This is a genomic window from Streptomyces sp. NPDC002580 (genome assembly GCF_042889485.1).
Taxonomy (GTDB): domain Bacteria; phylum Actinomycetota; class Actinomycetes; order Streptomycetales; family Streptomycetaceae; genus Streptomyces.
This window is the reverse complement of the sequence record NZ_JBIAQZ010000005.1, coordinates 359,276-383,493: the sequence shown is the minus strand read 5'-3', so window position 1 is coordinate 383,493 and position 24,218 is coordinate 359,276. Positions and strand designations below refer to the sequence as shown.

Genomic DNA, 24,218 nt, shown 5'->3' with positions numbered 1-24,218 from the left:
GTGCCCGCCACGGCCCGTGACCTCCGCCGCGGCGGAGTTCCCGAGGCACGGCCCGTCCCGCCCGCTCCCGTGTGCTGATCGTCGTTCCCTGGAAGGCTGGCCGCATGAGACTCTTCGCGGCGGTACTGCCGCCGGCCGATGCGGTGCGTGAACTCGCCCCGGAAGTGGACGCGTTGCGTCGGATCCCGGGCGCGGACGCGTTGCGCTGGACAGGCCGCCCCGGCTGGCACTTCACCCTCGCGTTCTACGGGGAGGTGGCCGAGGACCTCGTCCCGGACCTCGCGGAGCGGCTGGCGCGGGCCGCCCGTCGCACCGGCCCGTTCCCGCTGGCCCTGCGCGGCGGCGGGCACTTCGGCGGACGCGCCCTGTGGGTGGGGGCGACGGGGGACCTGGACACCATGCGGCTGCTGGCCGACCGGGCGGAGGCGGCGGGCCGCAAGGCGGGCGTCGAGATGGAGGAGCACCGCCGCTACCGGCCGCACCTGACGGTGGCCCGCAGCCGCGGCTCCGCGGACTTCACGCCGTACGTCGCCGAACTGGACTCCTTCGCAGGGAAGCCCTGGACGGTGGGTGAGTTGTGTCTCGTCCGCAGCAACCTCCCGGTGTCCGGAGTGCCCGGTGAGCAGCCCCGATACGAGACGGTGGTCAGCCGGCCGCTGGGGGCGGGCGACGGGAGCCCCCGTCCGGGCGGCTAACCTCGACGACGTGAACCCGAAGACCCGCAACCGGATCATGGCCGGTGTGCTCGTGCTGATGTTCGTCGTCGTCGCCCTGACGGCGGCGGTCAGGTAGCGACCGCCACCGCCGGGTGCGCGGTCCCGCCTACCAGGCGAACGCCTCGGGGGACGGCCCCGGTCCGGGGAAGATCTCGTCGAGCCCCTCCAGGACCTCCTCCGACAGTTCCAGCTCCAGGGCGCGCAGGGCGGACTCCAGCTGCTCCGCGGTGCGCGGGCCGACGATCGGGCCGGTGACGCCGGGCCGGGTCAGCAGCCAGGCCAGCGCGGCCTCTCCCGGCTCCAGACCGTGCTTCTCCAGCAGATCCTCGTACGCCTGGATCTGGGCGCGTACGGCCGTGTTGGCCAGGGCGTCGGCGGACCGGCCGCTCGCCCGGCGGCCGCCCTCGACCTCCTTCTTGATCACACCGCCCAGCAGTCCGCCGTGCAGCGGCGACCACGGGATGACGCCCAGCCCGTACTCCCGCGCGGCCGGAATGACCTCCATCTCGGCGCGACGCTCGGCGAGGTTGTAGAGGCACTGTTCGCTGACGAGGCCGATGGTGCCGTTGCGGCGGGCCGCGGTCTCGTTGGCCTGGGCGATCTTGTAGCCGGGAAAGTTGCTGGACCCCGCGTAGAGGATCTTTCCCTGCTGGATCAGGACGTCGACCGCCTGCCAGATCTCCTCGAAGGGAGTGGACCGGTCGACGTGGTGGAACTGGTAGATGTCGATGTGGTCGGTCTGGAGTCGCCGGAGACTGGCCTCGACCGCCCGGCGGATGTTCAGGGCGGAGAGCTTGTCCTGGTTGGGCCACGGCTCGCCCTCGACGCCCATGTTCCCGTACACCTTGGTGGCCAGGACCGTCCGCTCACGGCGGTCACCGCCCTGGGCGAACCAGTTCCCGATGATCGATTCGGTACGGCCCTTGTTCTCGCCCCAGCCGTACACGTTCGCCGTATCGAAATAGTTGATCCCCGATTCCAGCGCCGCGTCCATGATCGCGTGGCTGCCGGCCTCGTCGGTCTGCGGTCCGAAGTTCATGGTGCCGAGGACGAGCCGGCTGACCTTGAGCCCTGTGCGTCCGAGCTGTGTGTACTTCATGACTCACCAGCCAACGCGGTCGAGTGCGCTCTAGGCAAGAGCGGGCCGGGTGACGGCAGGGGAAGGCGGACGGCGGGCGGACGAAAACCTGTTGTCCCGCGCGGGCCGATCCGCTTGGCTCGACAGCCGTGACCCGATCCCGCGCGATCGACGCGCTCATCCGCCCGGACCGTTACCCGCGTTCGTCCGCCTACGACCCCGGCTGGCTGCTCGGACTCGACATGGGGCCCAACCCGCTGTGGCTGCTGGAGGATCTGGCGCGCGACCTGGACCTGCGGCCGGGCATGCGCGTGCTCGACCTGGGCTCGGGGAAGGGGGCGACCTCGGTGTTCCTGGCGCGGGAGTACGGGGTGCGCGTCGTCGCGGCCGACTGGTGGATCGCCCCGGAGGCGGCCGAGTCGGTCTTCGCGGCGGCGGGCGTCGCCGGGGAGGTGACGGCCGTTCGGGCCGAGGCCCATCAACTGCCCTTCGAGGAGGGGAGTTTCGACGCGATCGTGAGCATCGACGCGTTCGAGTACTTCGGCACCGCGGACAGCTATCTGCCGTACCTGGTGAAGTTCCTCCGGCCCGGCGGCCAACTGGGCGTGGCCACCCCCGCGTTGACGCGCGAGGTCAGGGAACTCGGCTCCGTCCCGGCCCACATCGAGAAGGTGGTCGGCTGGGAGGCCATGGCCTGGCACACCCCCGACTGGTGGCGGTTCCAGTGGGAGACCACCGGACTCGTGACGGTGACGTCGGCGCGCTTCCAGGAGGACGCCTGGCGTGACTGGCTGCTGTGGACCCGCGCCTGCGCCGAGCACAGCCCGGAGGGCGGCGCGGAACAGCGGCAGGTCATCGACATGCTCACCGCCGACGAGGGCGCCTTCCTGTCCTTCGCCCTGCTCACCGCCCGCACGCCGGGCGGTACCCCGCCGGCGCCCCCGTCGTGACCGGCCTGCCCGGTCAGGGCGGGCGGGGCCACGAGGGGGTGGTGAGGCGCGAGCGCCGGGCGATGAGGGGGAGGACGAGAGGGGCGAGAGCGGGCGAGTGCGGGGAACGCGGAGGACGGGCCGAGAGGATCGGTCAGTCGGACGTGGCCGTGTACGGCCCGCCCAGGCCCCAGGCCTGGTGCATCGCCTCCGCGAAACCCTCCGCGATCTTGTGCTCGCCGCTCGCGTTCGGGTGGGTGCCGTCGTACGTGTCGGAGGCGATGGCGTACGCGGGGGGCGGGGACGCGAGCAGCAGTGGGGAGCGCGGTTCGTCGAGGTCGGCGACGGCCTTGGCGAGCAGCTCGTTGAAGGAGGCGACCTGGCCGGCGAAGGGGGCGTCGGACTCGGCGCGGACGTTCGGTATCACCGGGAGCAGGACCATGCGGACGCGCGGGTTCGCGGCGCGGGCCTCCCCGACGAAGGCGCGGACGTTGTCGGCGGTCTGGACGGCGTTCGTGTAGAAGCCGAGGTCGATGAGGCCGAGCGAGACCAGCAGGACGTCCGCGCGCTGCGTCCGGACCGCCTCGCGGATCAGCGGGGCCATGTGCAGCCAGCCCTCGCCCCAGCCGGCCAGATGGGCGCGGGGGAAGTCCGGGTCCGCGTACTCGTACGAGTCGGGGGACTCCGTCGCCTTGTCGTAGAGCGTCTCGCGCGGACCGACGATCTTGAACGGGCCCCCGTACGTCGCGCGAAGGTGCTGCCACATCCGGTAACGCCATGTGTGTTCGCCCGCGCCACCGATCGTCATGGAGTCGCCGACGGGCATGAACCTGAGCATCCGCTCATCATGGACGATCGGTCCGGGCGCCATGGGCCGTGCGGGTGTGAGGCTGGACACGCCTCGCGGGCCGACGGGTTCACCGGCCTTCACCGGCCTTCACCGGGGTTCGCGCGGTTCCGGGGGGCCGTACGGCGGGACGCGGTACGGCGGGACACGGGGGCGGTACGGGCAGGCGGGCGGACGGGCGAATCGGTGGCGAATCGGGGCCCGGCCCGCGTCCGGGTGGGGGGCGGGCGGAACGGTGTGGCCTTCGGGGGGCGGGCGCCGACGTGAACGCACCGGTGGGATGGCAGGCTTGGGGTCATGCGCCGATCGCCCTCGTTCCTCTCCGGAGCCGCCGCCGGAGCCGTTCTTGTCCTCGCCCTGGCGGCGCCCGCGCTCGCCGACGACGGGGACGGGGGATTCACCATCAAGGACCCGCGGATCACCGAGTCCAGCGGCCTCGCCGCCTCGCGGATCCATCCCGGCGTCTACTGGACCCACAACGACAGCGACGACGGGGCCTATCTCTACGCCGTCGACAGCAGGACCGGCCGGACCGTCGCGACGATCACCATGAGCGGGGTCGGCGCGCCCCGGGACGTCGAGGCCATCTCGCTCGGCCCCGACGGCGACCTCTACGTCGGCGACATCGGCGACAACCTCGGCGGCAAGTGGGACCACGTGTGGATCTACAAGCTCCCCGAGCCCAAGGTGCTCAAGGACCAGACGATCCGCGCCACCCAGTACGTCGTGAAGTACGAGGACGGTCCCCGCAACGCCGAGGCGATGATGGTGCAGCCCAAGACGGGGCGGGTCTACATCATCGACAAGGACGAGGACGGCGGCCACCTGTACGAGGGACCCGCCGAGCTCTCCGCCTCCGCCACCAACGTCTTCCGGCGCGGCGCCGCCGTCGACCTCTGGGTCACCGACGGGGCCTTCTCCCCGAACGGCCGGCAGTTCGCCGTACGCGGCTACTTCGGCGGCATCGCGTACGACTGGAACGGCGGCAGGATCAAGCGCCAGGGCCGCCTGGACGTGCCCCTCCAGGGCCAGGGCGAGTCCGTCACCTACACCACCGACGGATCGAAACTCCTGTACGGCAGCGAGGGCGCGGACAGCGCCGTGCAGGCGGAGGACGCGCCGGGGGGCGCCGGGTCAGACTCCAAGTCGCCTTCGGGCAAAGGTGACTTGGGGGACGACGTGGTGAGCGGCGGCGGGCCGAGCGGGTTCGAGATCGGTGCCGTCGCGGCCGCGGGCCTTCTTGTCGTGCTTCTCCTCAAGAGGCTGTTCCGCCGCCGCTGAGGGAAGGAAGAAGGGGCGCCCGGCACGCGCACGCGCCGGACGCCCCTTCCCGTAGGAACGGTTACAGCTTCTCGATCACGTAGTCGATGCAGCGCGTCAGCGCCTCGACGTCCGCCGGGTCGATCGCCGGGAACATGGCGACGCGCAGCTGGTTGCGGCCGAGCTTGCGGTAGGGCTCGGTGTCGACGATGCCGTTGGCGCGCAGGACCTTGGCGACGGCGGCGGCGTCGATCTCGTCGGCGAAGTCGATCGTGCCGATGACCTGCGAGCGCTTGGCCGCGTCCGTCACGAACGGGGTGGCGTACTTGCTGTCCTCGGCCCAGCGGTACAGGCGGCTGGAGGAGTCCTTCGTGCGGGCCGCGGACCAGGCGAGGCCGCCCTGGCCGTTGATCCACTCCAGCTGCTCGTTGAGCAGGAAGAGGGTGGTGAGGGCCGGGGTGTTGTACGTCTGGTTCTTGCGGGAGTTGTCGATCGCCGTGGGCAGCGAGAAGAACTCCGGGATGTGCCGGCCGGAGGCGTGGATCCGCTCGGCGCGCTCGATCGCGGCCGGGGAGAACACGCCGATCCACAGGCCGCCGTCGGAGGCGAAGGATTTCTGCGGGGCGAAGTAGTAGACGTCGGTCTCGGCGATGTCGACGGGCAGGCCGCCGGCGCCGGAGGTGGCGTCCACCAGGACGAGGGAGCCCGCGTCGGCGCCCGCGACCCGCTTGAGGGGGGCGGCGACACCGGTCGAGGTCTCGTTGTGGGTGAAGGCGTAGGAGTCGACGCCCGCCTCGGCGACCGGCTCGGGGTGGGTGCCCGGGTCGGAGGAGACGACGGTCGGGTCGGCGAGCCACGGGGCGAGCTTGGCGGCCTTCGCGAACTTGGAGGAGAACTCGCCGAACGTGAGGTGCTGCGACTTGTTCTCGATCAGGCCGTGCGTCGCGACGTCCCAGAACGCGGTGGAGCCGCCGTTGCCGAGGACGACCTCGTACCCGTCGGGCAGGGAGAACAGCTCGCGCACGCCCTCGCGGACCTTGCCGACCAGGTTCTTGACCGGGGCCTGGCGGTGGGATGTGCCGAGCAGAGAACTACCGGTCGCGGCCAGCGCGTCCAGCGCCTCCGTCCGTACCTTGGAGGGGCCAGCGCCGAATCGTCCGTCGGCGGGCTTGATGTCAGCGGGGATCTCGATATCAGCCACGACGGGAGCCTAGCCGTTCCGGGAAACCTCGGTGAAACGTCGTCCGTCGGCTGAGACGGGGCGTGTTGACGGCCGCGTGCCGCCGGAGGGTCCCGCGGCGGGTCCGCGGCCGACGCGCCGGCACCGCGAGGCGAAGCGCTGAGGGAGGCGGACGGGGCTGCCGGAGGCGGACGGGGCTGCCGGAGGCGGACGGGGGAAGACGGAGGCGGAGAAGGCGAACTCCCCTCGCCCCCTCCGCCTCTCACCTCACTCGGTGGTCAGCCGCGTTCGCGGCACCACCTCATGCGGTGGTCAGGCGCACCGGCAGCTCGAACAGGTCGTTCTGCGTCACCACCGGCTTGTTGCGCAGCTCCGCGACGGGAACGGCCAGGTCCAGTGCGGGGAAGCGCTCGTACAGGGCGGGCAGCGCGACGCCCGCCTCCAGGCGGGACAGGGCGGCACCGGGGCAGACGTGGGGTCCGTGACCGAAGGAGATGTGCCGGTTCTTGCTCGTGCGGCGGATGTCGAACTCGCCCGCGGTGGGGCCGTGGGCGTTCTCGTCGCGGCCGATCGCGCCGTACGACACGATGAGCGCGTCGCCCGCCGGGATCACCTTGTCGCCGACCGGGACGTCCTCCGTCGCGAAACGGATGAGGACGTGCGAGGTCGGGGTGGCGAAGCGCAGGGTCTCCTCGACGACCGCGGACCAGTCGGCCTCGCCGGACAGGACGAGCGCGCGCTGGTCGGGGTGGGCGGAGAGGTTGACCACCGCGTTGACGATCAGGGAGATCGTCGTCTCGTGGCCCGCCGCGACCATCAGCTGGAGGGTGGAGACGATCTCCGCGTCGGTGAGGTGGTCGCCGTCCTCGGAGGCCAGGATCAGCGCGCTGGTCAGGTCGTCGCCCGGCTCGGCGCGCTTGGCCGCCACCGTCTCGGCCATGATCCCGGCCAGCTCGGTGAGCGTCGCGATGACCTCGGCGGGCGGGGTCTGCGTCGAGAAGAACTTCTCGAAGAGCTCCTTCAGCCGCGGCAGCCGGGACTCCTCGATGCCCATGAGGTCGGCGATGACGTACATGGGCAGCGGGTAGGCGAAGTCGGCCTTCAGGTCGACGACGTCACCGTCGAGGTTGTCGAGCAGGCTCTCGGTCATCTTCGCGATCCGCTCGCGCATCTGCTCCACCCGTCGCGGGGTGAGCGCCTGGGCCACCAGGGTGCGCATGCGCCGGTGATCCGCGCCGTCCACGGTGAGCATGGAGCGGCCGGGGTTCGCGAGGCCGATCAGCGGCCAGTCGGCGGCGATCTCGCCGCGCTGCCAGGCGCCCCAGACGTTGATGTCCTTCACCAGGCGGGGGTCCGTGAGCAGGGCGCGCGCCTCGGCGTGGTGGGTGACCGCCCACATCGGCACGCCGCCGGGCAGTTCGACGGCGGCGAGCGGGCCGGCGGCGCGCAGCGCGGCGCTCTCGCCGTCCAGGTCGGTGACGAAGGGGTCCAGGACTATGCGGGTCTCTTCGGTACCGGTGGTCATGCGGGGGTGCCTCCAAGGTGGGGTGGGAGTACGGCGTTTTCCCGGGGCAGCCCCCGGACCCGGCCGGACAGGGACGTCGGCCGGGGTGCGTGACGGTGCCTCAGAGGACGGGCACGGGGGTGAACCGCACGGGCAGTTCGCCCAGGCCCCGGAGCCAGGGGGAGGGGCGCCGGGACAGCGATTCGGCGGGCACGGCCAGGTCGAGGTCCGGCAGCCGGTCCAGGACGACCTCGATCCCGGTCCGCGCGATGACCTCGGCGACCTCCTGGGCCGGGAACGGGCAGCGGTGCTCCCCGTGGCCGAAGGAGAAGTGGGCGTTGTTGCCCCCGGTGAGCGCGGAACTGTCGGTGCGGACCTGGGGGTCGGCGTTGGCGCCCTGGATGCCGAGCAGCAGCAGGTCGCCGGAGCGGACCAGGCGGCCGCCGAGCCGGGTGTCGCGGGAGGCCCACCGGCCGGCCACGTTCTGGGTGGGGGCGTCCTCCCACAGCACCTCGTTCATGGCCTCGCCGACGCTGTGCCGGCCGCCGAACAGCGAGGCGGCGAAGCGGTCGTCGGTGAGCATCAGGCGCAGCGAGTTGCCGATCCAGTCGGCGGTCGGCTGGTGACCGGCGGCCATCATGACCATCAGGTCCTGGGCGATCTCCTCGTCGCTGAAGCCGGAGGCGTCCGCGAGCATGCGGGAGGTGACGTCGTCGGCCGGGGTCTCCTTGCGGTCGGCGATCAGCCGCGCCATGGAGCCGGCGAGGTGCTGCTGTCCGGCCAGGGCGCCCTCGCGGCCGTTGATCATGTCGTTCAGGGCGGTCACCAGGCCCGGGCCCTGCTCGTCCGTGAAGCCGTAGAGCGTGGCGAGGACGCGTACGGGCAGCAGCGCGGCGTAGTCGCCGATGATGTCCGTCTCGCCCTTGGAGCAGATCGCGTCGATCAGTTCGTCGGCGAACTTCTCCGCCTGGGACCGCAGTTCGGAGGGGTCCACGGCTTCGAGGGCGTTGCTGACCATGGCCGCGCGTTCGCGGTGCCGCTCGCCGACCGTGTACAGGATGGAGGGCTGCTTGCGGCCGATCATCGGCAGCAGCGGCCAGTCGTCGGGGATGCGGTCCCACTGGCTCCACAGGTCCGAGTCCCGGCTGAAGAGCTGGGGGTCGCCGGTGACCTGGTGCAGCTCGCGATAGCCGAGGACCAGCCAGGCGGGGATGTCGCCGTCGAGGACGACCGGTACGACGGAGCCGTGGTCGCGGCGCATCTCCCGGTACAGCTCGGCGGGTTCGGTCTGGAACCGTGGTCCGCCCAGGGGGACGGGCGCGGGTGCGGGTGTGGGGGTCACAGCGCGGGCTCCGGTGATTGAAGGGCGCCCTCCGCGGCCGTGGCGCCGTGACGGGCGTACAGGGACTGGAGGTGCTCCACGAGCGTGATCAGGACCCGCTTGCTGGACTCCCGGGAGCGGGCGTCGCAGTCGATCAGCGGCACGTGCGGGTCGAGGTCGAGGGCCTCGCGGATCTGGGCGGGGGTGTGCGTGGTTCCGCCGAAGTCGTTGCAGGCCACGATGAACGGCGTGCCGTGGTGTTCCAGCCGGTCGATGGCGTACCAGGAGTCGTCGATGCGGCGGGTGTCGACCAGGACGACCGCGCCGAGGGTCCCGGTGAACAGGCGGTCCCACAGGAACCAGAACCGTTCCTGACCGGGCGCGCCGAACAGGTACAGCACGTTGTGGGTGTCCAGGGTGATGCGGCCGAAGTCGAAGGCGACGGTCGTCGCGGACTTGCCGCGGACCTCGCTGATGTCGTCGACGGCCTCGCCGGCCTGCGTCATCGTCTCCTCGGTGTTGAGGGGACGGATCTCGCTGACCGAGCGGACCAGGGTCGTCTTGCCGACGCCGAAGCCGCCCACGATCACGATCTTGAGGCCGTTGTCGGCCGACGCCGACAGGGGCGCACGGGCGTCAGAGGTTACGGAGTCCAACGAGCACCTGCTCCAGGATGTCGGGATCGGGAAGACCGGAAGGAACAGTGGTGTGCGGGTGGCGGGCGCTGACGCGGCCCGTCGCGAGCAGGTCGGAGAGCAGGATGCGGGTGATCGACACCGGCAGGTTCAGTTCCGCCGCGATCTCCACGACCGCCGTCGGCCGCTCGCACATCCGCAGGATCGCGGCGTGCTCGGACTGCATGCCCACCGCCGGATCGCACTCGGCGACCACCAGTGTCACCAGGTCGAAGGGGGTGTCGGGCCCGGAGCGGCTGCGTCCCCCGGTGAGGGTGTACAGCCGGTCGGGCGCGTCGTCCCTGCCAGGACGGCTCATGACGTCCTGGGCGGCGAGGTGAGGTGCTCGCCGAGTTGCTCGACGAGTTCGCTCATGTTGTGCCCGACCAGTCCCGCGTCGGCGTCCTCGGTGGTGACGACGGCGAGATGCGCTCCGTCGCCGGCCTCCACGATGAACAGCACCCCTCCGTAGAACTCGGCCATCGCCGAGCGCACGCCGCCGCTGCCGTCGCCGAACTCCACGGACGCGCCGTGGGACAGCGACTGGATGCCGGCGGCGATCGCCGCGAGCTGGTCGGCCTGGTCGACCGAGAGGTCCGGAGTGCGGCACAGCTTCAGGCCGTCGCGGGAGAGGACGAGCGCGTGCCGTGCGCCCGGGGTGCGCTCAAGGAGGCCCTCGATGAGCCAGGTGAGCTTCTCGTCGGCGGTCATGGTGCCGGTCATGGGGTGGGGTCGCCTTCCGGGTGCGCGTGGGTGGGGGTGGTGGAGGTGGCTGGGGCGACGGCTTCTTCGCGGGGGCCGTCCGTGGTGCCGTCCGCGCTGCCGGCGGGCCGTGTGCCGGGCCCGTCGTCGGTGGCCCGGGCGCGGTCCTCGGTCCGGTCGGGACCGTCGGCCCGTACGGCTTCGGGGGTCCCCGGCGTCGTGCCGCGCACCGCCTGGCGGAAGCTGCCGAAGCGGGTGGCGGCCCGGGTCTTGGGGTCCTCGCCGGTACGGGGTTCCGGGGCGGGCTGGCCGGCGTGCGAGCGGCTGCGCTCCGCGTGGGCGAGGGTGCGCCCGCGACGGCGTTTGGGCAGGCCGCCGGTGGAGGCGGGCCCCTGCTCGTGCCGGGGCGAGTCGTGGGTCGGGACGGGGTCCGGGTCGAGGTCCTCGCCCGCGCGGGCGGCGGCGTACGAGACGGCGGCCCCGGAGGATCCGGTGGATTCCCGGGGCGGCCGGGAGTCCCGCGGGCCCGGCGCGACGTGCGGCTCGGGTGCCGTACCGCCGGCCGGGGGCCGGGGCGCGGAGGTGTGGCCGTCGACGGCCGTCGGGGCGAGCGCGGCCGGTTCGGCCGCCGCCGGGGCCGTGCCGTGCGGGGCGTTCGCCAGGGTGAGGAGGTCCTGCGGGATCAGGACGAGGACGCCGGTGCCGCCGCGCGCGGAGGGCCGGAAGGACACCTTCAGGCCGTACTTGCGGGCCAGTCGGCCGACCACCGAGAGGCCGAGACGGGTGCCGGTGAGGCCGCCGAGCCCGGACCGGGGTCCGACCTCGCCGAGGACGGCGCGTTCGGCGCGCCGCAGCTGGACGTCGCCCATCACCAGGCCGCTGTCCTCGACGGAGACGATGACCCCCGCGGGGACCTCCTCGACGTACACGTGGACCTCGGCGGTGGGCGGCGAGAAGTTGGCGGCGTTGTCGAGGAGTTCGGCGAGCGCGTGCATGACGCCCTCGGCGGCGTGCCCGGCGACGGCGGCCTCGCTGGCGGAGTGGACGCGGACGCGCTGGTAGCCGCCGATGCGGCCCATGGCGCCCCGCAGGATCGACTCCATGGCGATCGGCCGGGCCCAGCGGCGGCCCGAACGGGCGCCGGTCAGGACCGCGACGGAGTCGGCGAGCCGGCCCGCCTGCGCGGTGCGGTGGTCGAGGTGGAGGAGGTCGGCGAGGACGTCCTCGTCGGAGTGCCGTTCCTCCATGGCCCGCAGGTCGGCGAGCATGCCGGTGGACACCGCCTGCATCCGGCCGGCCGCGTTGGCCATGGCCGAGATCGCGGCGGCACGGTCGCCGACGGCCTGCCGGGCGCGCGCGGCGAGTTCGGCGTTGCGCTCCGTGAGCCGGGCGCGGTCGGCGGTGAGCAGTTCCCGTTCCTCGGTGAACTCCTCGGTCAGGCGCGCGTGTTCACGCGCCGCGGTGTCGGTGAGCCGGATCCGCTCCTGGGCGGCGGCCTCGGCGGCGCGGGCGCGCTCGCGGGCGGCGTCGTCGACCAGCCTGGCGCGTTCCCGCTTGAACTCCTCGGCCAGCCGGGCCCGTTCCTGGAGGAGGCGGCCGGCGTCCTGGGACACCGCGTCGAGGCGACTGCGCAGCAGTCGCGTGGTCAGCACGGCACGGGCGGCCACGGTCACGGCCACGCACAGCAGCACCGCGGCGGAGCCCGTTCCCCAGGCGAGGGGGACACGGGCCGATTCGGGTGCCAGCAGGACGGCGGTCACCACCGCGATCGCGGCCGGGACGGCGGCGCTCAGCACGGCGGGGGCCGTGGCGCGCAGGGTGGGTCGTTCGCCGGAGGGCAGGGGCGGGGTCATCAATCGGTCCTCGGTCGTGTTCCTGGGGGGAGAACGTGTCCTCGGTCGTGTTCCTCGGTCGGGCCTGGGCGAGGTGCAACACCTGATGCTCAACTCGCGGTCACTATATGGGAGTTCGTGATCGGATTGGAAAGGTTCGTGAAGCGGTTCCGTGATCGTCCCGGCATAACGGGGCCTTTCGGGTGCGCCGTCGGGCGGCCGGTCCCGCCGCCCGACGGCATCCTGGGGACATGACGGATCTGGGTGGACGGCCGGACGGACTGCCACAGGGACGACCCGACGGGCGGACCCGGGGACGGCCCGCCGGCCCGCCGGACGGACTCCCCGGGAAACTGCGGTCCGAACTGGCGGGAGCCGTGCGCGGCGAGGTCTCCTTCGACGCGACGGCGCGGGCGCTCACCACCATGGACGCCTCCAACTACCGGCGCGTACCGCTCGGCGTGGTGGCCCCGCGCGACGCAGACGACGTGGCGGCGGTCCTCGCCGTGTGCCGCGCCCACGGGGTGCCGGTCGTGGCGCGCGGCGGCGGCACCTCGATCGCCGGGCAGGCCACGGGCACCGGAATCGTCCTGGACCTCACCCGCCACATGAACCGGATCGTCGCGCTCGACCCGGACGCCCGTACGGCCCTCGTCCAGCCCGGCGTGGTCCTCGACCGTCTCCAGGAGGCCGCCGCCCCGCACGGTCTGCGCTTCGGTCCGGACCCCTCCACCCACAGCCGCTGCACCCTCGGCGGCATGATCGGCAACAACTCCTGCGGCTCCCACTCGGTCGCCTGGGGCACCACCGCGGACAACGTGCGCGAGGTGTCGGTCGTCGGCGCGGACGGGGACGCGCGCCGCCTCGGCCGCTCCTGGCAGGGTGCCCCGGACGGCCTGAGGGCCCTGGTGGAGAGCGAGTCGGCGCTGCTGCGGACCGGGTTCCCGGACCTCCCGCGACGGATCTCCGGGTACGCCCTCGACGCGCTCCTGCCCGAGCGGGGCGCGGACGTGGCCCGCGCCTTCTGCGGCTCCGAGGGCACCTGGGCCGTCCTCACCGAGGCGTCCGTCCGCCTGGTCGAGGCCCCCGGCGCGACGGCGCTGGCCGTCCTCGCCTACCCCGACGAGAGCGCCGCGGCGGACGCCGCCGCCGGCCTGCTGCCGCTGGGACCGCTGACCGTGGAGGGGATGGCCGCCGACCTCGTGCGCGCCGAGGCGGGACTGCCGCGCGGCGGGGCCTGGCTGTTCGTCGAGACGGGCGGCGGGACACCCGCGGAGGCACGCGCGCACGCGGACGCGATCGTGCGGGCGGCGGACGTGCGCGACGCCCTGGTCGTCACCGATCCCGCGGGGCAGCGGGCGCTGTGGCGGCTGCGGGAGGAGGCGAGCGGCACGGCGACCCGGATCCAGGACGCCGAGGACGGCTCCGGACCCGGCCGGGCCCCCGGGGCGGGCGCCGAGGCCTGGCCCGGCTGGGAGGACTGCGCGGTGCCGCCCGCCCGGCTGGGCGCCTACCTCCGGGACTTCCGGGGCCTGCTCGCCGCCCACGGGCTGCGCGGCACCCCGTACGGGCACTTCGGCGACGGCTGCGTCCACGTCCGCATCGACTTCGACCTGATCTCCACGACGGGCGTCGCCCGCTTCCGGAGCTTCTCCGAGGAGGTCGCCCGGCTCGTCGTCTCGCACGGGGGCTCCCTGTCCGGCGAGCACGGGGACGGGCAGGCGCGCGCGGAACTCCTGCCGACGATGTACGGCACCGAGCTGGTCCGCCTCTTCGAGCGCGCGAAGGACCTCTGGGACCCGCGGGGCCTGCTCAACCCCGGCATGCTCGTCCGCCCGCACCGGCTCGATCAGAACCTGCGCTTCGCGGTGCTCCCGCACCGCCCGGTGGAGGTCGCGTTCGGCTACCCGGCGGACGGCGGCGACTTCTCGGCGGCCGTGCGCCGCTGCGTGGGCGTCGCCAAGTGCCGTACGGCCTCGGCGCCGGGCGGCACGGAGGTCATGTGCCCGTCCTTCCGCGCGACCGGAGAGGAAGAGCACTCCACGCGGGGGCGGGCCAGGCTGCTGCACGAGATGCTCGCGGGCGAGGTCGTCACCGACGGCTGGCGCTCGACGGAGGTCCGTGACGCGCTGGACCTGTGCCTGTCGTGCAAGGGATGCAGGTCCGACTGCCCGGTCGGCGTCGACATGGCCACCTACAAGGCGGAGTTCCTCCACCACCACTACGCGGGCCGCCGCCGCCCCGCCGCGCACTACGCGCTGGGGCGGCTGCCCCTCTGGCTCACCGCGGTGACCCGGACCCGCTCGGCACGGCTGGTCAACTCCCTCGCGTCCGTACGCCCGCTGGCCGCCCTCGCCAAGCGCCTGGCCGGCATCGCCCCCGGCCGGGAGATCCCGCGACTGGCCACGGAGACGTTCAGCCACTGGTGGTCGAGACGGTTCCGGGACCGGGTGCGGGCGTACGTGCGCGAGCGGCGCCGGGGCGAGGGGACCGGCCGGGGCCGGGGCGAGGAGGGGAACGGGGGCACGCGGACCGCCGACCGGCTGTTCCCGGGGTTCGGCGGGAGGACGGTCCTGCTGTGGCCGGACACCTTCACCGAACACCTGGAACCGTCCGTCGGACGCGCGGCCGTACGGGTCCTGGAGGCCGCCGGACTCGCCGTGCTGCTGCCCCCGAGGACGGTGCTGCGGCACGGACCCGTCGGGGACGGGACCACCGGCGGCCCGCTCCGCCTCGGCACCCTCCTGCCGCGCCGCCGCGCGCGGGTCTGCTGCGGGCTGACGTACATCTCGACCGGCCAGCTCGACCGCGCCCGCACCGTGCTCCGCCGCACCCTCGACCTCATGGAGCCCTACCTCGCCATGGACGGCGTCCCGGTCGTCGTCCTGGAACCCAGCTGCGCCGCCACGCTGCGCACCGACCTCCCCGAACTGCTGCACGACGACCCGCGCGCGGCGCGCCTCGCGGCGGCGGTCATGACCTTCGCGGAGGCACTGGAACGGCACGCGCCGCACTGGACGCCGCCCCGCGTCGACCGCCCGGCCACCGGCCAGACGCACTGCCACCAGCACGCGGTCCTCGGCGACGGGGCCGAACGCCGGCTGCGCGAGGCGGCGGGACTGACCGGCACCCTGGCCGGCGGCTGCTGCGGCCTCGCGGGCAACTTCGGCTTCGAGAAGGGGCACGAGGAGGTGTCGCGGGCCTGCGCCGAGGAGCAGCTGCTCCCGGCGGTCCGGGCGGCCGACGCCGACGCGGTGGTCCTCGCCGACGGCTTCTCCTGCCGCACCCAGCTGGCCCAGCTGTCCGACCGGCGGGGCCGCCATCTGGCGGAGGTGCTGGCACAGGCTCTGGACGACGGTCCGCCCGGCGGCGGGTGAGGCCCGGGGGAGGACGTCATGGGGATGCCGGGCCAGAACTCGCCGTACGCGCCGATCTGGACCGGCATGGCGTCGAACGGGTGGTGGGTGGCGCCGATGTCCATGAAGCCCTGGGGCCGGGACAGGTCCTGACCGTCCGGTCTAGGACAGGTCCCGGCCGTCCGGCCCCGCCGCCAGGCCCTTGGCCTTCCCGCGGCCCACCTGGGTGCGCACGGCGCCCATGCTCGCCGCGATGACCAGGGCGATGGCCAGCGACTCGACGAGGGAGAGGGCCTGGTCCAGGACGAGGAAGCCGGCGATGCCGGCCACGGCCGGCTCCAGGCTCATCAGGATCGCGAAGGTGGCGGCGGGCAGCCGGCGCAGGGCGAGCAGTTCGAGCGTGTACGGGAGGACGGAGGAGAGGACGGCCACCGCGCCGCCCAGCACGACCGTCGTCGGGACGAGCAGCCGGGAGCCCGACTCGGCGATCCCGAGCGGCAGGAACGCCACCGCCGCGACCACCATGGCCAGGGCGAGTCCGTCGGCCTGGGGGAAGCGTCTGCCCGTACGCGCGCTGAAGACGATGTACGCCGCCCACATGGCGCCCGCGCCCAGGGCGAAGGCGACACCGGCGGGGTCGAGGCTGCTGAAGCCCCCGCCGCCGAGCAGGAAGACCCCGCCCAGGGCGAGGCCCGCCCAGAGCAGGTTCACGGCGCGGCGGGAGGTGAGGACGGAGAGGGCGAGCGGGCCGAGCACTTCGAGCGTGACGGCCGGCCCGAGCGGGATGCGGGCGACCGCCTGGTAGAAGAGGCCGTTCATCGCTGCCATGGTGAGGCCGAAGACGACCACCGTGCTCCAGTCGGCGCGCGAGTGCCCGCGCACCTTCGGACGGCACACCAGCAGCAGCACGACCGCGGCCACCAGCAGCCGCAGCGTCACCACGCCGAGGGCGCCGACCCTGGGCATCAGGCTCACCGCGAGGGCTCCGCCGAACTGCACGGAGATTCCTCCGGCGAGCACCAGGCCCACGGGCCCGAGGGCGCCGCGCCGACCGGGACCGCCCGCCGTGGGCGCACCCGCGACGGGCGTACCGGCCGCGGGCGCGGAGGCCAGAGCGGGGGCGGCCGAGGCCGGGGAGGACTGGGCGGCGCTGGGGGTGTTCACGGGGCCTTCCAGGGGATCGTCTCGGTTTCGTTCACGATACTGCACCTGTCGGTCCAGAGTAATGGACTCGGTCAGGCGTGTGAACTCGTTATGCAACTGTCTCAGAACGGCGGGCGCGGTGCCCCCGGGGGAGCGCCGGTGGCCGGGCGTTCCACGGCGGAGACCGGGGCCGTGCCCGCGCGACCCGGCCGGGGGGAGTTCGGAGGTCGGCCGAATTAATGCAAGCACGCTTGCTTGTTTCTCCTGTCGCTGCCATGCTCCGTGCCACACAACGCCGTGTCCGAGGGGAGCGCATCGTGTCCGACGCGTCGTCCGTGGTGTCCGTGATCGACGATCTGCGCCGGGAGGGCGAGGAACTCGACCGGCTGGTGGAGGCGTTGGACGAGGGGCAGTGGGCCCTCGCCACCCCTGCCGAGGGCTGGACCGTCGCCCACCAGATCGCGCACCTCGCCTGGACCGACCGTTCCTCCTTGTTGGCCGTGACCGATCAGGCCGCCTTCGAGCATGAGGTCACGAAGGCGCTGGCCGAACCCGGCGACTTCGTGGACAACGGCGCGCGGGAGGGCGCGCGCAAGCCGCCCGCGGAGCTCCTCGCGGACTGGCGGTCCGGCCGCGCGGCCCTGGACGCCGCCCTGCGGGCCGCCCCGCCCGGTGCCCGCTTCCCCTGGTACGGCCCGCCCATGGCCACCGCCTCCATGGCCACCGCCCGGCTCATGGAGACCTGGGCCCACGGCCTGGACGTCGCCGAGGCGCTGGGGGTGACCCCCGAGCCCACCGACCGCCTGCGGCACATCGCGCGCCTCGGCGTCCGCACCCGCGACTTCGCCTTCGGAGTGCACGGACAACCCGTGCCCTTCGAGGAGTTCCGTGTCGAACTCGTGAGTCCCTCCGGTGAGGTGTGGACGTACGGTCCGGAGGACGCCGACGACCGCGTCACCGGCACCGCCCTCGACTTCTGCCTGCTGGTGACCCAGCGGGCCCACCGCGCCGACCTGGCCCTCCGGGCGGAGGGCCCCGACGCCGACCGCTGGCTGGACATCGCCCAGGCCTTCGCCGGTCCGCCGGGCGCCGGCCGGGAGCCCCGGGAGCACCAGGGGACCAAGGACGCCGACCGGTGACCCCGGGCCCCACGTCCTCCGCACCCACCCCTCCGGGACCGGCGGCCCCCGCCCGTTCCCCCCTGCGCATCGGCAACGCCTCCGGCTTCTACGGCGACCGCTTCGACGCGATGCGCGAGATGCTCACCGGCGGCCCGCTCGACGTCCTCACCGGTGACTACCTCGCCGAGCTGACCATGCTCATCCTCGGCCGGGACCGGCTGAAGGACCCCGGTCGCGGCTACGCCAAGACCTACCCGCGCCAGCTGGAGGAGTGCCTCGGCCTCGCCCACGAGCGCGGCGTCCGGCTCGTCACGAACGCGGGCGGGCTGAACCCGGCCGGACTCGCCGACGCCGTGCGCGAGCTGGCCGGCCGGCTCGGCGTCCCGGTGCGCGTCGCCCACGTCGAGGGCGACGACCTCACCGCGAGGTACCCCGGCAGCCTCGCCGCGCACGCCTACCTCGGCGGTGCCGGTATCGCCGCCTGTCTGCGCGAGGGCGCGGACATCGTCGTGACCGGGCGCGTCACCGACGCCGCGCTGGTCACCGGGCCCGCCATGGCCCACTTCGGCTGGGGTCCCGGCGACCACGACCGGCTCGCCGGAGCCGTCGTCGCCGGGCACGTCCTGGAGTGCGGCACCCAGGCCACCGGCGGCAACTACGCCTTCTTCACCGACCACGACCCGGCCCTGCTGCGCCGGCCCGGCTTCCCGCTCGCCGAACTCCACGAGGACGGCACGAGCGTCATCACCAAGCACGACGGCACCGGCGGCCTCGTCGACGTCGGCACGGTCACCGCGCAGCTGCTGTACGAGACGCAGGGCGCCCGGTACGCGGGGCCCGACGTCACCGCCCGCCTCGACACGGCCCGGCTCACCCAGGAGGGGCCGGACCGGGTGCGGATCACCGGAGTGCGCGGCGAGGCCCCGCCGCCCACCCTCAAGGTGGGCCTCAACCGGTTCGGCGGCTTCCGCAACGAGGTCGCCCTCGTCCTGACCGGGCTCGACATCGAGCGCAAGGCGGAGCTCGTACGGGCCCAGCTGGAGGACGCGTTCGACACCGCCGGGTCCCGTCCGGCGGACGTCCGCTGGGACCTCGCCCGCACCGACCACCCGGACGCGGACACCGAGGAGACGGCGAGCGCCCTGCTCCGTCTCGTCGTGCGCGACCCGGACCAGGCGGCGGTCGGCCGGGCGCTGAGCGGCGCCGCCGTGGAACTGGCGCTGGCGAGCTACCCCGGATTCCACGTCATGGCGCCGCCCGGACCGGGCTCGCCGTACGGCGCCTTCGAGGACGTGTACGTCCCCCAGGACGCCGTGGACCACACCGCGGTCCTGCACGACGGGCGCCGCCTCGCCGTGCCCCCGGCCGAGGACACCCTCGTACTGGAGACCCTCGAAGCTCCGGCCCTGCCCGAGCCGCTGCCCGCGGGGCCGACGCGGCGGGCGCCGATCGGGCGGGTCGCGGGAGCGCGCAGCGGGGACAAGGGCGGGAACGCGAACGTCGGCGTCTGGGCGCGTACGGACGACGCCTGGCGCTGGCTGGCCCACCACCTGACGACCGAGACCTTCCGGAGCCTGCTGCCGGAGTGCCGCGAACTGACCGTCGTCCGGCACGTCCTTCCGAACCTGCGCGCCCTGAACTTCGTCGTCGAGGGAATCCTCGGCGAGGGCGTCGCCTCCCAGGCCCGCTTCGACCCCCAGGCCAAGGCGCTGGGCGAATGGCTCCGCTCCCGACACCTGGACATCCCGGAGGCCCTGTTGTGACCGTGTTCTCCTCCGCGCTCGACACCTCGGGTCCCGAGTACGCGGCCCATCGCGAGAGCATGCTCGGCAAGCTCGCGGACCTGGAGGCCGAGCACGCCAAGGCCCTGGCGGGCGGCGGCGAGAAGTACGTCGCCCGGCACCGCGGGCGCGGCAAGCTCCTGGCCCGCGAGCGGATCGAGCTGCTCCTCGATCCGGACACCCCCTTCCTGGAGCTGTCGCCGCTCGCGGCCTGGGGCAGCGACTACGCGGTCGGCGCCTCGCTCGTCACCGGCATCGGCGTCGTCGAGGGCGTCGAGTGCCTGATCACGGCGAACGACCCGACGGTCCGCGGCGGTGCCAGCAACCCGTGGAGTCTGAAGAAGGCGCTGCGGGCCAACGACATCGCCCTCGCCAACCGGCTGCCCTGCATCAGCCTGGTCGAGTCGGGCGGCGCGGACCTGCCCTCGCAGAAGGAGATCTTCATCCCCGGGGGCGCGATCTTCCGCGACCTCACCCGGCTGTCGGCGGCCGGGATCCCCACGGTGGCCGTGGTCTTCGGGAACTCGACGGCCGGAGGCGCGTACGTCCCCGGGATGTCCGACCACGTGATCATGGTCAAGGAGAAGGCCAAGGTCTTCCTCGGCGGCCCGCCGCTGGTGAAGATGGCCACGGGCGAGGAGAGCGACGACGAGTCCCTGGGCGGCGCCGAGATGCACGCGCGCGTCTCGGGCCTCGCGGACTACTTCGCCGTCGACGAGCGGGACGCGATCCGCCGGGCCCGCCGGGTCGTCGCCCGCCTCAACCACCGCAAGGCGCACGCCGATCCGGCCCCCGCCGAGCCCCCCAAGTACGACGAGGACGAGCTGCTGGGAATCGTCCCGGGAGACCTCAAGCAGCCCTTCGACCCGCGCGAGGTGATCGCCCGGATCGTCGACGGCTCGGACTTCGACGAGTTCAAGCCGCTGTACGGGACGAGCCTGACCACCGGCTGGGCGAGCCTGCACGGCTACCCGGTCGGCATCCTCGCCAACGCCCAGGGCGTGCTGTTCAGCGCCGAGTCTCAGAAGGCCGCCCAGTTCATCCAGCTGGCCAACCAGCGGGACATCCCGCTGGTCTTCCTGCACAACACCACCGGCTACATGGTCGGCAAGGAGTACGAGCAGGGCGGCATCATCAAGCACGGCGCGATGATGATCAACGCGGTGAGCAACTCACGGGTCCCGCACCTGTCGGTCCTGATGGGCGCCTCCTACGGAGCCGGCCACTACGGGATGTGCGGGCGTGCCTACGACCCGCGGTTCCTCTTCGCCTGGCCGAGCGCCAAGTCGGCGGTGATGGGCCCGCAGCAGCTCGCGGGCGTCCTGTCGATCGTCGCCCGGCAGTCGTCTGCCGCCAAGGGGCTGCCGTACGACGACGACGCCGACGCGGCCCTGCGCTCCATGGTCGAGCAGCAGATCGAGTCCGAGTCGCTGCCGATGTTCCTGTCCGGCCGGCTGTACGACGACGGGGTCATCGACCCGCGCGACACCCGGACCGTCCTCGGCCTGTGCCTGTCCGCGATCCACACGGCGCCCTTCGAGGGCGCGCGCGGTGGCTTCGGCGTCTTCCGGATGTGAGGGATCCTGTGATTTCGAGTCTGCTGGTCGCCAACCGGGGCGAGATCGCCTGCCGGGTCTTCCGTACCTGCCGCGAGGCGGGGGTGCGCACCGTCGCCGTGTACTCGGACGCCGACGAGAACGCCCTGCACGCGCGGGAGGCGGACGCGGCGGTGCGGTTGCCGGGCTCGGCACCCGCACAGACGTATCTCCGGGGCGATCTGATCGTGCGCGCCGCGCTGGAGGCGGGCGCGGACGCCGTGCACCCGGGGTACGGATTCCTTTCCGAGAACGCGGACTTCGCGCGGGCGGTGATCGACGCCGGTCTCGTGTGGGTCGGTCCGCCGCCGGAGGCGATCGAGGCGATGGCCTCCAAGACCCGCGCCAAGAAGCTGATGGGACTCGTCCCGCTGGAGCGGGTCACCGAGGCCGACCTGCCGGTGCTGGTCAAGGCGGCGTCGGGCGGCGGCGGACGCGGTATGCGGATCGTCCGTGAACTCGCCGACCTCGAGGCCGAGACGGAGGCCGCCCGCGCCGAGGCGCTGAGCGCCTTCGGGGACGGGGAGGTGTTCGTCGAGCCGTACGTGGAGGGCGGCCGGCACGTCGAGGTGCAGATCCTGGCCGACACGCACGGCACGGTCTGGCCGCTGGGCACGCGCGACTGCTCCCTCCAGCGCCGTCACCAGAAGGTGATCGAGGAGGCGCCCGCTCCCGGACTCGGCGCCGAACTCACGCGAGAACTGCACGAGCTGTCGGTTCGGGCCGCCCGCGCCGTGGACTACGTCGGGGCCGGCACGGTCGAGTTCCTGGTCGCCGACGGCAGGGCGCACTTCCTGGAGATGAACACCCGCCTCCAGGTCGAACACCCCGTGACGGAGGCGGTGTTCGGGGTCGATCTGGTGGCCCTGCAACTCCGGGTCGCGGAGGGGGAGCGGCTGGAGGGCGAGCCGCCGCCCGCGCGCGGCCACGCGGTGGAGGCCCGGCTGTACGCGGAGGACCCGGCCGGCGCGTGGGCGCCGCAGACGGGCACGCTGCACCGGCTCGCCGTCCCGGACGGCGTCCGGCTGGACACCGGCTTCACCGACGGGGACTCCGTCGGCATCCACTACGACCCGATGCTCGCGAAGGTCGTCGCGCACGCCGGGACGCGCGCCGAGGCCCTGCGGAAGCTGGCCGGCGCCCTGGAGCGGGCCACCGTCCACGGCCCGGTCACCAACCGGGACCTGCTCGTACGGTCGCTGCGGCACGAGGAGTTCGCCGGGGCCCGGATGGACACGGGCTTCTACGACCGCCACCTCGCCGCGCTGACCGAGCCCGCCCCGGACCCGTACGCCCCGCTCGCCGCCGCCCTGGCCGACGCGCACGGGCGTTCCCGGTTCGGCGGCTGGCGGAACCTCGCCTCGGGGCCGCAGACCAAGCGCTATCTGATGCACGGCGCCGAGCACGAGGCCGCCTACCGGCACACCCGCGGGGGCCTGGCTGCCGACGGGGTGCGCGTGGTGCGGGCGGGCGCGGACCGGGTCGTCCTCGAAGTGGCGGGTGTGCGGCGGACGTTCGAGGTCGCGCGGTACGCCGACGGCCAGGTCTTCGTGAACGCCACCGCGCTGACCGAACTGCCCCGCTTCCCCGACCCGGAGGCGGACCGCGCCCCGGGCTCGCTGCTCGCCCCGATGCCCGGCACCGTCGTCCGGGTCGCCGAGGGGCTGGCCGAGGGGGCCGCGGTGCGGGCCGGAGAGCCGCTGCTGTGGCTGGAGGCGATGAAGATGGAGCACAGGATCTCCGCACCGACGGCCGGAACGCTCGACGCCCTGCACGTCGTCGTCGGGCAGCAGGTCGAGGTGGGCGCGCTGCTGGCCGTCGTGCGGGAAGCGGCGGCGCCGGAGGGGACCCCGCGGGACGACGCGCGGTGACGACGGGCCCCGGGATGCCGGGACGCCGCGCCGCACTCCCGCGCGAAACGTCGTCGCGCGGGCGCGAAACAGCTACGTACAGGCCGCACTTCCGTACTGAGGAGCCGTCATGAGCCCTGTCACAGAGACCGATGAGCACAAGGCGCTCCGTGCCGCCGTCGCCGCTCTCGGCAAGCGCTACGGCCGCGCGTACATGGCCAAGGTCGTCGCCGAGGGCGGCCATCCCGACGAGCTCTGGTCCGAGGCGGGCAAGCTCGGCTACCTCGGTGTGAACCTCCCCGAGGAGTACGGCGGCGGAGGCAGCGGCATCGCGGAACTGTCCATCGTCCTGGAGGAGTTGGGGGCGGCGGGCTGTCCGCTGCTGATGCTCGTCGTCTCGCCCGCCATCTGCGGCACGGTCATCGCCCGCTTCGGCACCGAGGAGCAGAAGCGGCAGTGGCTGCCGGGTCTGTCGGACGGCACCCGCACCATGGCGTTCGGCATCACCGAGCCCGACGCCGGTTCCAACTCGCACCGGATCACCACCACGGCCCGCCGGGACGGCACCGACTGGGTCCTGAACGGCCGCAAGGTCTTCATCTCCGGCGTCGACATCGCCGACGCCACACTGATCGTGGGGCGCACCGAAGACGCGCGCACGGGCAGCCTCAAGCCCTGCCTGTTCATCGTCCCGCGCGACGCCGAGGGGTTCGGGCGGCGGCAGCTCGACATGGAACTCCACGGCGCCGAGAAGCAGTTCGAGCTCACCCTGGACGAGGTGCGGCTGCCGGCCGACGCGCTCGTCGGCGACGAGGACGCGGGCCTGCTGCAACTGTTCGCGGGGCTCAACCCGGAGCGCGTGATGACGGCCGCGTTCGCGATCGGCATGGGCCGGTTCGCGCTCGCCAAGGCCGTCGAGTACGCCCGCGAACGCACGGTGTGGAAGGCGCCGATCGGCTCCCACCAGGCCATCGCCCACCCGCTGGCGCAGGCCCACATCGAACTGGAGCTGGCCCGCCTGATGATGCAGAAGGCGGCTTTCCTGTACGACTCGGGCGACGACGTCGGGGCCGGAGAGGCCGCCAACATGGCGAAGTACGCGGCCGGGGAGGCCTGCGTGCGGGCCGTCGACCAGGCGGTGCACACCCTCGGCGGCAACGGCCTCACCCGGGAGTTCGGCCTCGCCTCCCTGATCACGGCGGCGCGCGTGTCGCGTATCGCGCCGGTCAGCAGGGAGATGATTCTCAACTACGTCTCCCACCAGACCCTGGGCCTGCCCAAGTCGTACTGACCCCGTCGTACCGGCCCCGTCGTACTGAGCGCTCTAGG

The 24,218-nt window shown here is 73.4% G+C and carries 19 protein-coding genes; 9 read left to right on the top strand and 10 right to left on the bottom strand.

Going from position 1 to position 24,218, the window contains the following annotated elements; genetic code table 11:
• Nucleotides 1–104 precede the first annotated feature (104 nt).
• Nucleotides 105–695, top strand: coding sequence for an RNA 2',3'-cyclic phosphodiesterase (gene thpR, locus ACFYW7_RS18380; protein WP_389503358.1), 591 nt, complete (start codon nucleotides 105–107; stop codon nucleotides 693–695).
• Between the two features lie 127 nt (nucleotides 696–822).
• Here the strand turns inward: thpR and ACFYW7_RS18375 are convergent, their stop codons facing one another.
• Complete coding sequence (locus ACFYW7_RS18375) at nucleotides 823–1,815, bottom strand: aldo/keto reductase (protein ID WP_389503356.1); 993 nt, start codon at nucleotides 1,813–1,815, stop codon at nucleotides 823–825.
• 128 nt (nucleotides 1,816–1,943) lie between these two features.
• Here ACFYW7_RS18375 and ACFYW7_RS18370 point away from each other — a divergent pair, with 128 nt between their 5' ends.
• Nucleotides 1,944–2,744 carry an SAM-dependent methyltransferase gene (locus tag ACFYW7_RS18370; RefSeq protein WP_389503354.1) on the top strand — a complete coding sequence of 267 codons (801 nt, stop codon included), beginning with the start codon at nucleotides 1,944–1,946 and terminating at the stop codon, nucleotides 2,742–2,744.
• Nucleotides 2,745–2,877: 133 nt separating this feature from the next.
• Here the strand turns inward: ACFYW7_RS18370 and ACFYW7_RS18365 are convergent, their stop codons facing one another.
• Entirely contained in the window at nucleotides 2,878–3,561 is a 684-nt protein-coding gene (locus tag ACFYW7_RS18365) for an SGNH/GDSL hydrolase family protein (protein WP_389503352.1), read from the bottom strand.
• A gap of 306 nt (nucleotides 3,562–3,867) precedes the next feature.
• On the opposite strand from ACFYW7_RS18365, the gene ACFYW7_RS18360 reads away from it, so the two are divergent.
• The gene (locus tag ACFYW7_RS18360; RefSeq protein WP_389503350.1) at nucleotides 3,868–4,851 is read left to right on the top strand and encodes a WD40 repeat domain-containing protein; all 984 of its coding nucleotides are present in this window, start codon (nucleotides 3,868–3,870) and stop codon (nucleotides 4,849–4,851) included.
• Nucleotides 4,852–4,912: 61 nt separating this feature from the next.
• Here the strand turns inward: ACFYW7_RS18360 and serC are convergent, their stop codons facing one another.
• From serC to ACFYW7_RS18325, 7 genes are all read right to left on the bottom strand, one after another.
• The gene (serC, locus tag ACFYW7_RS18355; protein ID WP_389503348.1) at nucleotides 4,913–6,031 is read right to left on the bottom strand and encodes a phosphoserine transaminase; all 1,119 of its coding nucleotides are present in this window, start codon (nucleotides 6,029–6,031) and stop codon (nucleotides 4,913–4,915) included.
• A 280-nt stretch (nucleotides 6,032–6,311) separates the two neighbouring features.
• Complete coding sequence (locus ACFYW7_RS18350; protein WP_389503346.1) at nucleotides 6,312–7,535, bottom strand: cytochrome P450; 1,224 nt, start codon at nucleotides 7,533–7,535, stop codon at nucleotides 6,312–6,314.
• A 100-nt stretch (nucleotides 7,536–7,635) separates the two neighbouring features.
• Nucleotides 7,636–8,856, bottom strand: a complete 1,221-nt coding sequence (locus tag ACFYW7_RS18345; RefSeq protein ID WP_389503344.1) for a cytochrome P450 — start codon at nucleotides 8,854–8,856, stop codon at nucleotides 7,636–7,638.
• The gene (locus tag ACFYW7_RS18340; RefSeq protein ID WP_389503342.1) at nucleotides 8,853–9,491 is read right to left on the bottom strand and encodes an ATP/GTP-binding protein; all 639 of its coding nucleotides are present in this window, start codon (nucleotides 9,489–9,491) and stop codon (nucleotides 8,853–8,855) included. Before ACFYW7_RS18340 ends, ACFYW7_RS18345 begins: the two co-directional genes overlap by 4 nt.
• Complete coding sequence (locus ACFYW7_RS18335; RefSeq protein ID WP_389503340.1) at nucleotides 9,472–9,828, bottom strand: DUF742 domain-containing protein; 357 nt, start codon at nucleotides 9,826–9,828, stop codon at nucleotides 9,472–9,474. Before ACFYW7_RS18335 ends, ACFYW7_RS18340 begins: the two co-directional genes overlap by 20 nt.
• Nucleotides 9,825–10,232: a roadblock/LC7 domain-containing protein gene (locus ACFYW7_RS18330; protein WP_389503338.1), complete on the bottom strand. Its 408-nt coding sequence runs from the start codon at nucleotides 10,230–10,232 to the stop codon at nucleotides 9,825–9,827. The genes ACFYW7_RS18335 and ACFYW7_RS18330 overlap by 4 nt, the downstream gene beginning before the upstream one ends.
• Nucleotides 10,229–12,064 (bottom strand): ATP-binding protein, encoded by a 1,836-nt coding sequence (locus tag ACFYW7_RS18325; RefSeq protein ID WP_389503336.1) that lies wholly within the window; start codon nucleotides 12,062–12,064, stop codon nucleotides 10,229–10,231. Before ACFYW7_RS18325 ends, ACFYW7_RS18330 begins: the two co-directional genes overlap by 4 nt.
• A gap of 230 nt (nucleotides 12,065–12,294) precedes the next feature.
• Here ACFYW7_RS18325 and ACFYW7_RS18320 point away from each other — a divergent pair, with 230 nt between their 5' ends.
• Nucleotides 12,295–15,420: an FAD-linked oxidase C-terminal domain-containing protein gene (locus ACFYW7_RS18320; RefSeq protein ID WP_389503334.1), complete on the top strand. Its 3,126-nt coding sequence runs from the start codon at nucleotides 12,295–12,297 to the stop codon at nucleotides 15,418–15,420.
• A 141-nt stretch (nucleotides 15,421–15,561) separates the two neighbouring features.
• Here ACFYW7_RS18320 and ACFYW7_RS18315 read toward each other — a convergent pair whose 3' ends face one another.
• Entirely contained in the window at nucleotides 15,562–16,563 is a 1,002-nt protein-coding gene (locus ACFYW7_RS18315) for a DMT family transporter (RefSeq protein WP_389503332.1), read from the bottom strand.
• A 296-nt stretch (nucleotides 16,564–16,859) separates the two neighbouring features.
• On the opposite strand from ACFYW7_RS18315, the gene ACFYW7_RS18310 reads away from it, so the two are divergent.
• The 5 genes from ACFYW7_RS18310 to ACFYW7_RS18290 all read left to right on the top strand — a co-directional run bounded on the left by ACFYW7_RS18310 (nucleotide 16,860) and on the right by ACFYW7_RS18290 (nucleotide 24,180).
• Nucleotides 16,860–17,681: a TIGR03084 family metal-binding protein gene (locus ACFYW7_RS18310; protein WP_389503329.1), complete on the top strand. Its 822-nt coding sequence runs from the start codon at nucleotides 16,860–16,862 to the stop codon at nucleotides 17,679–17,681.
• A gap of 62 nt (nucleotides 17,682–17,743) precedes the next feature.
• Nucleotides 17,744–19,426 carry an acyclic terpene utilization AtuA family protein gene (locus ACFYW7_RS18305; RefSeq protein ID WP_389503734.1) on the top strand — a complete coding sequence of 561 codons (1,683 nt, stop codon included), beginning with the start codon at nucleotides 17,744–17,746 and terminating at the stop codon, nucleotides 19,424–19,426.
• Nucleotides 19,423–21,021, top strand: coding sequence for an acyl-CoA carboxylase subunit beta (locus tag ACFYW7_RS18300; RefSeq protein WP_389503326.1), 1,599 nt, complete (start codon nucleotides 19,423–19,425; stop codon nucleotides 21,019–21,021). Before ACFYW7_RS18305 ends, ACFYW7_RS18300 begins: the two co-directional genes overlap by 4 nt.
• A gap of 8 nt (nucleotides 21,022–21,029) precedes the next feature.
• The gene (locus ACFYW7_RS18295; RefSeq protein WP_389503324.1) at nucleotides 21,030–22,910 is read left to right on the top strand and encodes a biotin carboxylase N-terminal domain-containing protein; all 1,881 of its coding nucleotides are present in this window, start codon (nucleotides 21,030–21,032) and stop codon (nucleotides 22,908–22,910) included.
• A gap of 109 nt (nucleotides 22,911–23,019) precedes the next feature.
• Nucleotides 23,020–24,180 carry an acyl-CoA dehydrogenase family protein gene (locus ACFYW7_RS18290; RefSeq protein WP_389503322.1) on the top strand — a complete coding sequence of 387 codons (1,161 nt, stop codon included), beginning with the start codon at nucleotides 23,020–23,022 and terminating at the stop codon, nucleotides 24,178–24,180.
• The last annotated feature ends 38 nt before the right edge of the window (nucleotides 24,181–24,218 follow it).